The organism is Planctomycetia bacterium (assembly GCA_016795155.1).
GTDB lineage: Bacteria > Planctomycetota > Planctomycetia > Gemmatales > HRBIN36 > JAEUIE01.
The window spans coordinates 1-10603 of the sequence record JAEUIE010000061.1 but is presented as its reverse complement, the minus strand read 5'-3'; the positions used below and the strand labels follow the sequence as shown (position 1 = coordinate 10603).

The 10603-nt window shown below is 53.2% G+C and carries 11 protein-coding genes; 5 read left to right on the top strand and 6 right to left on the bottom strand.

Annotated elements, in window-relative coordinates; translation table 11 throughout:
* Nucleotides 1-275: 275 nt before the first annotated feature.
* The 4 genes from JNJ77_21310 to JNJ77_21295 all read right to left on the bottom strand — a co-directional run bounded on the left by JNJ77_21310 (nt 276) and on the right by JNJ77_21295 (nt 4303).
* A complete protein-coding gene (locus JNJ77_21310; protein ID MBL8825140.1) occupies nt 276-1052 on the bottom strand; it encodes a hypothetical protein in 777 nt (258 codons plus the stop codon).
* Between the two features lie 55 nt (nt 1053-1107).
* On the bottom strand, nt 1108-2742 hold the full coding sequence (gene groL / locus JNJ77_21305; protein ID MBL8825139.1) for a chaperonin GroEL: 1635 nt from the start codon (nt 2740-2742) through the stop codon (nt 1108-1110).
* Nucleotides 2743-2821: 79 nt separating this feature from the next.
* Nucleotides 2822-3109, bottom strand: coding sequence for a co-chaperone GroES (groES, locus tag JNJ77_21300; GenBank protein MBL8825138.1), 288 nt, complete (start codon nt 3107-3109; stop codon nt 2822-2824).
* Between the two features lie 213 nt (nt 3110-3322).
* Nucleotides 3323-4303 carry a TIGR04348 family glycosyltransferase gene (locus JNJ77_21295; protein ID MBL8825137.1) on the bottom strand — a complete coding sequence of 327 codons (981 nt, stop codon included), beginning with the start codon at nt 4301-4303 and terminating at the stop codon, nt 3323-3325.
* A 93-nt stretch (nt 4304-4396) separates the two neighbouring features.
* Between JNJ77_21295 and JNJ77_21290 the strand changes: the two genes are divergently transcribed.
* From JNJ77_21290 to JNJ77_21275, 4 genes are all read left to right on the top strand, one after another.
* Complete coding sequence (locus JNJ77_21290; protein MBL8825136.1) at nt 4397-4894, top strand: SRPBCC family protein; 498 nt, start codon at nt 4397-4399, stop codon at nt 4892-4894.
* 86 nt (nt 4895-4980) lie between these two features.
* Complete coding sequence (locus JNJ77_21285) at nt 4981-5748, top strand: ATP-binding cassette domain-containing protein (protein ID MBL8825135.1); 768 nt, start codon at nt 4981-4983, stop codon at nt 5746-5748.
* Nucleotides 5745-6230, top strand: coding sequence for a hypothetical protein (locus JNJ77_21280; GenBank protein ID MBL8825134.1), 486 nt, complete (start codon nt 5745-5747; stop codon nt 6228-6230). Before JNJ77_21285 ends, JNJ77_21280 begins: the two co-directional genes overlap by 4 nt.
* Nucleotides 6227-7780, top strand: coding sequence for a phage terminase large subunit family protein (locus tag JNJ77_21275; GenBank protein MBL8825133.1), 1554 nt, complete (start codon nt 6227-6229; stop codon nt 7778-7780). The genes JNJ77_21280 and JNJ77_21275 overlap by 4 nt, the downstream gene beginning before the upstream one ends.
* A 17-nt stretch (nt 7781-7797) precedes the next feature.
* On the opposite strand, the gene tatC is transcribed toward JNJ77_21275, so the two are convergent.
* The gene (gene tatC, locus JNJ77_21270; protein ID MBL8825132.1) at nt 7798-8889 is read right to left on the bottom strand and encodes a twin-arginine translocase subunit TatC; all 1092 of its coding nucleotides are present in this window, start codon (nt 8887-8889) and stop codon (nt 7798-7800) included.
* A gap of 248 nt (nt 8890-9137) precedes the next feature.
* Here tatC and JNJ77_21265 point away from each other — a divergent pair, with 248 nt between their 5' ends.
* Nucleotides 9138-10235, top strand: a complete 1098-nt coding sequence (locus JNJ77_21265) for a type VI secretion system ImpA family N-terminal domain-containing protein (GenBank protein MBL8825131.1) — start codon at nt 9138-9140, stop codon at nt 10233-10235.
* Nucleotides 10236-10262: 27 nt separating this feature from the next.
* On the opposite strand, the gene JNJ77_21260 is transcribed toward JNJ77_21265, so the two are convergent.
* Nucleotides 10263-10496 (bottom strand): hypothetical protein, encoded by a 234-nt coding sequence (locus JNJ77_21260; protein ID MBL8825130.1) that lies wholly within the window; start codon nt 10494-10496, stop codon nt 10263-10265.
* Nucleotides 10497-10603 lie beyond the last annotated feature (107 nt).

The following is a 10603-nucleotide window of genomic DNA, read 5'->3' as shown; positions in this document are numbered from 1 at the left end:
GGGAGGCGGACTAACCTGCCTCCCCGCCTGGGTACGCGGCCACCGACGCGTCCATCGTTTTGTGCAAGCCAAACTTGTCCTTACAGCACTCAAACGGCACGGACAATTAAGGACTTACGTTGCATGACGCAAAAAGCTCTGGCGTTCCGGGCTACACGTTGCAAGGTGAGTTGAGCTTCATTCCATGACCGCTCAGTTTTCGCGAGACGTTCGGTGCGTCTTTCTTGAGGACGCAAGAGTACCTGTGCTTCGCCATCGTAGCGCGGCGACACGCACTACTTGGACTCGACATCGCGATTCTCTTTAATAAATTCGATCACTGTCTGAAATGGAGTAATGATGGCGATTCGTGATTCCCGAAGCCACTCGCTCTGTATTCCAATTATCTCATAGATAAATTTGCCCTCTTGTTCTTTAAACGCAAATACAGGACCTCCAGAAACGCCCTCTAATGATTGAGGTTGTTGATTATCGATTAATTTGCAAGACATGATTGGGAATTTGTATTTCTTAGCAACATCTTCAAAATCAACTTTCACAACGGGAGACAAAGTCGGCAAGAACTGCACATTTCCGTTTGTTAATTTGATGTACTCATCAGGAAATCCAATAATTCCAATAAAACAAAACTCGTCTTCTTGGGAAAAGGAAAGCGAGTTCACACTAAAAGGTTGGATCTTATTTGCAATTAGCGACTGTTGCTCTAACTGATTCAATTTGACAATACCGATGTCGATTCCGTCTTTATCCATCATTGCATATTCATGCTCGGACAATCTAAATGGCAACGAGAGTTTGTGAACTGCTTGTGGGTGAACATAATCGATCAGATTGCAGGATACTATTTCGATTTGCTGGTGTTCAATCGCGTCCTTCAAGCTTGCTAAACAATGACCAGCTGTGACGAGAAACACATTTTCGTTTCTACTCATAACGAATGCAGAGTAGGCATATCCTTTCAGCTTGCCATTATCTCTCTGCTTATAAACGCCACCTATACAAACGACATGCTTAAGCAATTCTTCTAGAAAATGGTTATTCTTTGACGACATCATGTTACCAGTAGAAATAGGTGTCGCTCAAATGAGCGACACCTCTGGACTTTTCTTAATACATATCATCATACCCGCCCGGGCCACCGGCTGGTTTCTTCTCTTCCTTCGGCGCTTCGGCAATCAAAGCATCCGAGGTGAGGAGCAGCGTGGCGACGGAGGCAGCGTTCTGTAAGCCGGAACGAACCACTTTGGTCGGGTCGATGATGCCGGACTTGACCATGTCGACGTATTCATCGTTGCGTGCATCGTAACCGAAGTTGTTGTTGCTCTCGGCAAGAACCTTGCTCTGAACAACGGGGCCGTCTTCGCCGGCGTTCTCGCTGATCTGACGCAGCGGAGCCTGGCAGGCGCGGATGATGATGTTGTAACCCACTTCTTCATCAGCGGTCAGACCCTTGGCCTTGAGGCCAGTGGAAGCACGTAAGAGAGCCACGCCGCCGCCGGGCAGGTAGCCTTCTTCCACCGCAGCGCGGGTGGCATGCATCGCATCTTCCACTCGCATCTTCTTTTCCTTCATTTCGCTTTCGGTCGCAGCGCCCACCTGAATCTTGGCGACGCCACCGCTCAGCTTGGCGATACGTTCGGAGAGTTTCTCCTTGTCGTAATCGCTGGTGCTGCGGTCGAGCTCGTTGCGAATCTGCTCGATGCGGCCGGTAATCTCGGTCTTCTTGCCAGCGCCTTCGATGATGGTGGTGTTGTCCTTGTCGATGACAACGCGCTTGGCCTGGCCGAGATCCTTGAGGGTGACCGATTCGAGCTGGATGCCCAGGTCTTCAAAGAGAGCCTTGCCACCAGTGAGGATGGCGATGTCTTCGAGCATGGCCTTGCGGCGGTCGCCGTAGCCAGGGGCCTTCACAGCAGCACACTTGAAGGTGCCACGCAGCTTGTTGACCACGAGAGTTGCGAGTGCTTCGCCTTCCACTTCTTCAGCAATGATCAGCAGAGGCTTGCCGGTCTGGGCAATCTTCTCCAGCAGGGGAATCATGTCCTTGATATTGCTGATCTTCTTTTCATGGATAAGGACGTAGGCGTCTTCGAGGACAGCTTCCATCCGCTGAGGATCGGTGACGAAGTAGGGAGAAGCGTAGCCACGATCGAACTGCATACCTTCGACGAATTCGAGTTCGGTGGTCAGCGTCTTGCCTTCTTCCACGGTGATAACGCCGTCTTTGCCCACCTTGGCCATGGCTTCAGCAATCTTGTTGCCGATCTCGGTGTCCTGGTTGGAAGCAACGCTGGCAACGTTGGCAACATCCTTCTTGGCGTTGACGTTGACTGCAATGCTCATGGTCTTGAGCTTGGCAACGATATCTTCGACTGCCTTCTCGATACCACGCTTCATGAGCATGGGGTTCACGCCAGCGACGACCGACTTCATGCCTTCGTTGAAGATGGCTTCAGCGAGAACGGTAGCAGTGGTAGTGCCATCGCCTGCAACGTCGTTGGTCTTGCTGGCAACTTCGCGCACCATGCGGGCGCCCATGTTCTCGTACTTGTCTTCGAGTTCGATTTCCTTGGCAACAGTCACGCCGTCCTTGGTGACGGTGGGTGAGCCGAAGGATTTCTGGAGGATGACGTTACGGCCCTTGGGTCCGAGGGTAACCTTGACGGCACGGGCGAGCTTGGTCACGCCGCGGCGAAGTGCCTCGCGGGCTTCCTGATCAAATGCAATCATCTTGGCTGACATGGAGATCTCCGGAATTTCGTGTTTTGAGTAAAAGTGCGGAAAGCCCACGGACAACTGTCCGTGGGCTTTGGTGTATCATTTATTCAACAACTGCAAGCACGTCTTCTTCGCGCATCAGCAGGACTTTTTCGCCTTCGAGTTTGAACTCGTCGCCTGCGTAGCTGGTGAAGAGGACGGTATCGCCCTTCTTGAGTTGCAGGGCCTGGCGTTTGCCATCCTTGAGAATCTTGCCATCACCCACGGCGAGGATGGTGCCCATCTGGGGCTTTTCTTTGGCGGAATCGGGGAGGATAATGCCACCCTTGGTCTTCTCGCCTGCTTCCTGGCGCTGTACTACGATGCGGTCGCCGAGAGGCTTCAAATTCATTGCGTCAATCTCCTGGATTACTGGCTATCAGCTTTCAGCTATCAGCCGTCAGCTACGGATTTTGTGACGGAGACCTTTATGAGCAAACGGTATGCCGCTAAGAGATGGCTGTGATGTTAGTTATTACAAGACAATGAGTTATGGCTACGGTTTATGGTACGTCGTCATTAGTTTCCACTACCCGGTACCATGATCTGCCGATTTGGCATTGGACTAACAGTTATCTTGACTGTTCAGAAGATGAGCGAGGCATTGCCTTTCACGTTCAGGCAAAGTCAGCGGAAGCAGCCTCCTTATATGGTGGTTTAGTGATTGCCGAAATGTTTGATCGGTTTCGAATCGTCGTAGCAGCCTGGAAAGTGCCTGGGTATTCCCCACGGGAAAGTATCCGGGGTAAGCTGATCCCAGAATTCCAACCGTACCTTCGATTCGGGAAGCAAGCACCGGTTTGCCCATCGCAATAGCTTCCATGACCACATTGGCACCGCCTTCCATCTTTGATGTGATGCAGATGGCATCGAGTTGCTGCATGATGGCGAGAGTGGCCGGGTGGGAAAGAGAGCCGAGCCAGTGGTAGCGCGGGTTCTGTTGCATTTCCCGCGTGGCTCGCTTCGTCCAGATTGGTTGATGCACGGTACCAAGGTGGACAATCTGCAGTTGAGAATCTGATGGGAGTTTTCGAACAGCCAGCGCTGCCCGCAGCGGGTCTTTCACGGCACGCAGATGTCCAATCACACCGACAATAACGGGAGCAGTCAGTTTGTTCCGCCATGTAACAAACGGCTTGGGCAATGTTGACTCGTAAGCAGGCAACTGAACCGATTGAAAGATCGGCGTTACCTTGCTTTGCCAGCGGCGAGGCACCGCACGCACCGCCAGGGGATGGAGAGTAATCAACTGGCTAGCCAGTGCGAGCGATTGCAGGGATTTGCGATTGCCTCGTGGAATATCGTGGTACAAGTCGGTGCCGGTGAGTGCGACGATGAGTTTTCTATCTGGATACTGCTTCTTGAACTGAACGATGGCTGCATGGCTTTTACGGGCATGCAGGGCAATCAGGCAATCACACCTTGATGGAATTGGCAGCGACATGGCGACTTGCACCGAGTGTCCCAATTGCCTCAGGAGCGTTCTCCAGCGACAGGCGGTAATGCGGTTGCCCAGCCGCGACCGCGGCGGAGCCGGTGTGACGATTCAAATACGCATGAAACTTTCTCAGTGACTTTGCAACCAGTCGGGCGCCTGCTACGAATGTTCTACGTGAAAGCAGTCTGTCTGGAAAACTCCATGAAGGAATACCGGCTTGTTCGCGAACAATTGATCCCAGCATCGCTGGATACGGTGTTTGGTTTCTTTGCTGATGCTGCCAATCTCGATTACCTGACTCCACCCTGGCTGCATTTTCAGATCAAAACGCCTCTGCCTATCGTGATGCAGACCGGCACGCTGATTGATTACACCATTCGCTGGCGGCTGGTGCCGGTGCGTTGGCGGACGGAGATTCTTGACTGGTCACCGCCGTTTCATTTTGTGGATCAGCAGATTTCCGGGCCGTACAAGTTATGGCATCACACGCATACTTTTCAGGAACAGGGATCAGGCACTTTCATGACAGACACGGTGCGCTATGCCCTGCCCCTGGGCTGGATCGGCCGCTTGTCACATTCTGTGTTGGTTCATCGCGATTTGCAGACGATTTTTGATTACCGTTACCAGAAGATTGCAGAACGGTTCGGCCAAGCGGTTCCCCCTCACCCAGTATCGAAGAAAGAAGTTGTCGTTTGAGTCTCAGATAGTCTCATCCGAATGCAGATACTTGCAATTGGCTTGTCACTTTCTCTATGGTGCAGTTTTGCACTGGGAGAAAGACAATGCAGCTTTCGATACGGTATCCCTTGTTGCCCAAGGCACATTCACTGGGCACCAGCCTGGTGATGAATGCGTTCGGCGTGGATTTTGATGCCCGTGAACATGTGGTGTGTGATGGACTCGATGTCAACATCTCGCCAGGCCAGTTGGTTCTGTTCACGGGTTCGAGTGGTTCGGGCAAGAGCAGCTTGTTGCGGGCAGTGAGTGAACAACTCAGCCAGCAGGGAACGGTGGTTGATATTACAACGCTGAGTCTGCCCGAGTTGCCTCTGGTAGATGCCTTGCCTCTGGAAGTGAAAGCGGGGCTTGACCTGCTCGCTGCCTGTGGTTTGAGCGAAGCGCAACTGCTGTTGCGGACACCCTCGGAGTTGAGCGAAGGCCAACGGTACCGGTTCAGGCTCGCGCTGGGTCTTGCACAGTTGATGCACCACGAACCAGCGACTTCAGCCTGGCTGCTGGCTGATGAATTCACCGCGACGCTCGATCGCACGCTGGCTAAGGTGTTGTCGTTCAATCTGAGTCGGCTTGCCCGCAAACATCAGGTCGGCTGCCTCCTGGCAACAACGCATGAAGATATAGCTGCTGACCTGCAGAGCGATGTGCATGTGCGGCCTGGGCTGGATGGCCGAATTGAAGTTGCTTACTCCGATGATGCTCTGCCAGGCAAACGGCGCATCTCGTTTTTTCCGAATGTCGGTACGGTGAGGGCACCCGTGCTGACTGGCCTTACTTTGCCCCTTGGCACTATCGCAGCCACACCCTCGGCATGACGAGGCGGGTAACCCTGCTCTGGCATGGTAACCATCCCATTGGCATCTGTGTATTCAGCGCACCATCCCGCAGCCTGGCGCTACGAAATCGTTTCTTTGGCATCATCAAAGGGTCAGCCGATGCGTTTTCGCTGAAGAAAATGAATCAGCAGTTGTGGGTGTTGTCACGTATCGTGCTGCATCCGACGTATCGAGGTGCCGGGCTGGCCAGCGACTTTGTCCGGGCCAGTTGCAGCAGTTGCCCTGTGCCGTGGATTGAAACGCTATCGGTGATGGGCCATCTCAACCCGTTCTTTGAGAAAGCAGGATTCAAACGCGTCGGCGTCATTCGCAAAGAGCAGAAGATGTCGGCTCGCCAATACTCCAGGCTGTATGGTGGCAGCAATCTCACTTCGGAAACCGTTCGCAAGAGTGCACATGCCGAACCGGTTTATTACGTGTTCGACAACCGGCAACCTGGCTCAGGGAATCACCCACTATGAGCCTGAAAAGGGAATCCATCAGCGAATACGCACAGCAATTTGGATCGAATCCCGATTCGGGAAAACCCTACTCACTGAAGGGTTACGAATACCTGCAGACTCCATTGGATTGCATGGAGCCGCGTGTCGTCATACAGAAATCGGCCCAGGTAGGTGCTACGGTGATGGCCATGCTGCGCACCATGTGGTATCTCGAGCGGATGCAGAAGTCGGCGATGTATCTTTTCCCCACGCACCGCACGGCGGAAAAATTTCGCCGAGGCCGGTTCAATGTCATGGTGCAGCGCAGTCCCCATTTTCGTGATCTGCTTCGACCAACGGGGGCACCGGGGCATTCGCAGTTGGGTGTTGCCCAGTTTTATTGTCATGGGGCACGCAGCCGGGCGGAACTCATGTCGGTACCGGTTTCTTACCTGACTCTCGATGAGCGTGATGAACTGTACCATGCTACCGGTATGGATCATTCGCCCTGGTCGGCAGTGGACCTGGCCCGACAGCGACTGGCAGGCCAAGCAGAAAGCTGGGAACTGAGTTTATCCACTCCCACCATTCCGGGTTATGGCATTGCTGCGGAGTATGCCCGGAGCGATCAGCGGGAATTTGTCATCCAATGCCCGCGGTGCAGCATGAGCCTCGTGCCTCATTGGCCGGAGTCTGTTCTCGGCATCGATGGCTCGCCAGATCGTGCTTGCTATGGCTGTTCTCAATGTGGCCAGCCCTGGTCGGATGAAGCAAGGCGGTTCGCCATACAGCATGGTCATTGGCATTCATCTCTGACTGATCGCGAAACCACGGGCTTTCATATGACACAACTGCTCTCGCCGGTGGTTACCGCAAAGCGGATGGTGAAGCAATGGCAGGAAGCCCAGGGCAACCCTGCAGCACTACAGGTGTTTCACAACTCGGTGCTCGGCTTGCCTTATCTTTCCGAAGGAGCCAGGCTGGAAATGTCGGTGATGGATGATGCGATGGCCCGGAGTTCCGGAGCCTGCATGGCAACCTGTGGACATGGCACCGCAGCAGGCATTGATGTCGGGCCGCAGTTTCTGCACGTGGTCATCACCCAGCCTGCAGGAACCATGTGCCGAATTCTGTTCGCTGGCGTCGTGCTCGAATGGAACGAGCTTGAAAAGTTGTTGAGTACCTATGGTGTGCAGAGTTATGTGATTGATGCACAGCCTGAAACACATCTATCGCGCAGCCTGGTGCAACGGCGGCCTGGTGGCTGGATGTGTTACTATCGGCTGGGGCAGGCAGCACAGCAACATGCTGATGTGGCACAACACATTTTGCGTATGCCTCGCAGCGAAACACTCGATCAACTCTATCGTTTGTGGAATACATGGAAAGTGATTGCCCCCGTGAACCTGCCTGCTGCCTTTGTTGAGCAGTTGCGTTCACTGGTGCGTGTGGTCAGACAGGATCGCCACGGGCAGCCCCGCGTCGATTATCTGGAAACAGGCGGACCGGATCACTATGCCCATGCGATGAATTACTGCGTGCTGGCGATGGGGATGATGACGCCGGAACGGCGGATGGAGATCGGGTAGATTCTGCACTGGTCACCTTACTTCATCATATCCGGATCGAAAGGCACTTCATCCACAGGAGTTTCTTCATGAACTTCCTCGTCGCGTTGCTTCTCCACCATCTTGACGAAGAAGATGCCGAGGAAGTACAAGGCACACATGGGTATCCAGAGAATAAACAGGCTTACCGCATCGATGGAGGGACTGAAGACGGCCGCAACGATCAACAGTATGAAAACGGCTACCCTCCACTTGGAAAGAAAATCAGCAGCAGTGAAGACGCCGACCTTACCCAGAAACAGCATCACCAGCGGAGTCTGAAAACAGAGGCCGGTGATGACTGGCATCATGATGGCAAAGCCCAGCCATTCGCGCAGCCGAAGGTCTGGGTCAATCTGCAGCCAGGCGTTAAAGGAAAACAGTGCCTGCAAGGCGGCGGGCATAATGAAAAACTGGCAGATGATTACTCCGAAGAAGAACAGCCCGATGCTGATAGGCAACAGGAAGTACACGTACTTTTTCTCGTGCGGATAAAGCCCTTCGGCTACGAACGCCCAGAGTTCATAGAGGACCATCGGGCTGCTGATTATCAGTCCCAGCACCAGGGCGACCATCATCCAGACGACGAAAGCTTCGGTGGCAGACAAAGCGGTAAGGGTGTTGCGACGGCCTACTTTTTCCAGGCTGGGAGTGATGTCACGAGCCAGCCCGACCGGGTTCTTCACCGTGAACTGCAGTTCCGCTGAAGGTGTAGACGGCGAAGGCTTAGGCAACTTGACATCTGGAAACGTCTTCTGCACCCAGTTAATCATTTCCTCAGCGGAAAGCTCCACTTTGAGAGTAACCTTTTCGCTTTGGAGGTTCAGCGGATTGTTCGGGTCTTCGGTGCCCTTGCCTACTTCGAGTCTACGCTCTTCGTAATAATTATGAATGGCCTGCTCGACCGGAGCAGTAATGTAATCGAGCAGGTCCTTGGCGAAAAAGAACCCAAGGATCATTCCCAGGCAGAACCACTTGAGCGCCCGAAGGAGATGGCTGCGCAGGTCTTCGATATGCTCGCCAAACGACATGCGGGTGTCGGCAAAGAAATCGTCGCCATAAACCGCGGGAGGTTTCTTCCCGAAAAACATCTGCAGACTTCTCGCAGGGGTGAACCGTTAGGATAGTAGACGGGGGAGTGAGTTGCTAGCCAGAGAGCACTGGAGTTATACAAGCCTTCAAACTGTAGTCCGTCGGCATGGTTCTTTATCGTTCCTGTCGCCCTAATCGGTGTAATCCTCCCCGGCATTCGACTGCATTGCGCTCGTTTTCCTTGCATGTCTGCCAATTCACTGATTACACTTAAGCTGGCTCAGTGTTTCAACCACCAGGGTTCATTATGTCTGCACCTGAAACAATACCTCTGGCAGAACTGGTAGCGCCGATCTCGGGCGATTTCCCTGCCGGGGTCAAGTTGCCTCCGTTGGAGCGGGAAAAACTCGACAAACTGCGTAAGGAACATAACCCGGAAGATTATGATGAAGATGATCCTCTTCGTCATGAACCCCGGCAAGTCGCCAACTGGTCTGGCATTACCGAACTGGCCCAGCGACTTCTCAAAACCACGACGAAAGACATGAACGTGGCTGCCCGTCTGGTGGAAGCGCTCACCAAGCAGCATGGCCTGGCTGGCACCCGCGATGGGTTTCGCCTGCTTCACCAATTATGCGTTGAGGCCTGGGATCGCTTTCACCCCGCACCGGAGCTGGCCGATCTTGATGAAGCAGAAAGCAAACTAAGAGATTTTCGTTGGCTCGATGATCCCGAATCGGAAACGAAAGGGGCCAGGTTTCCCGTCACTCTGCGGGCAGTTACCCTGGCCAAGCATGGCGACACGATCATTTCGGTCAATAATTGTCGGCCACCAGGCAACCGTCCGCCAACAGTCAATGCAGACCAGTTGAAGTTTGTCTCTGCTGCACTGAGTGTCGGAACACGCAATGAATTGGTGATGACCGTACAGGAATGCCTGGATGCACTGGAATCCTTGCTGAAGACTGCTCACGAGAAGATGAAAGCAAGCCTGGTGAAACTCGGCTTACCCGAAGATCGTGCAGAAAAGACTGCCATGGAAATGGTGCCTGCGTTTACCGCAACGCGGAAAGTATTGTCAGACTGTCAAATGATTGCCGAGCAGATGGTAAAAATGGGACCTGCAGAAGACGTTGCTGCAGAGGGGTCAGATGCCACCGCAACCGGAGGTACCGTTTCCATGCAATCAGCAGGAGCCAACCGAGAACAGTTGTATGTACAACTCAAGAACATTGCGGACGCACTGGAAAAAGTGGAACCCCACAGCCCGGTGCCATTTCTGATTCGACGTGCAGTGGAGTTGCGTACCCTGAAATTCCCACGACTGGTGGAAGTGTTAACCAGTGGCACGCATGTGCTGGAATTCATGAAACGGGAAGTGGAAGAGAATCCACCGACGTCGTAGTCAAGAGCCACATAGCCCCTCAGTAAATCAAAAGAGTTTTAGCTGAATTAACATCGAGATGATTGCCAATGTTGCAGCAACCAGGAGAGCAGATCGCAATCCTGGTGATAATACATTGGAAGGTTTGGCCGGTACTGGCTGAACTTCAATCGGATTTTCCGTTGTATCACCCTGTTCCAGTTTGATAACACGTTTTTCAAGGGCATCCAGCCGCATCATCGCGTAAATGGCTAGAGCATTTTCAAAAACCATCTTGCGCATTCAGGTAATACATGAAATACTGTGACGTGTCCATGTCATGGAGTCACAGATGAAAGCGTACTCGGTTGATTTACGTGAGCGGGTGTTGGCAGACTTTCAGGGAGGCA